The organism is Dickeya undicola, from assembly GCF_000784735.1.
GTDB lineage: Bacteria > Pseudomonadota > Gammaproteobacteria > Enterobacterales > Enterobacteriaceae > Dickeya > Dickeya undicola.
In genome coordinates this window covers 1-236 of the sequence record NZ_JSYG01000075.1, presented here as the reverse complement: position 1 = coordinate 236, position 236 = coordinate 1, and the positions used below count along the sequence as shown (strand labels likewise).

Below are 236 nucleotides of genomic sequence, written 5' to 3'. Positions count from 1 at the left end.
GGCGGGCGAACCGATGAAACCCGCCACGAAGCGGTTAGTTGGGAAGGCATACAACTGCTCCGGCGTACCAACCTGCTGGACTTCGCCGTTGTTCATTACCACGATGCGGTCTGCCATCGACATGGCTTCGGTTTGGTCGTGGGTGACGTAAACCGTGCTGGTTTTTAACTGCCGGTGCAGCGCCATGATGCCGTCGCGCACTTCGGTGCGCAGCCGGGCGTCCAGATTGGACAGCG

At 60.6% G+C, this 236-nt stretch carries 1 pseudogene; it reads right to left on the bottom strand.

Going from position 1 to position 236, the window contains the following annotated elements:
- Positions 1-236 (bottom strand): annotated as a pseudogene (locus OB87_RS19400) (ABC transporter ATP-binding protein); the annotation flags it as partial.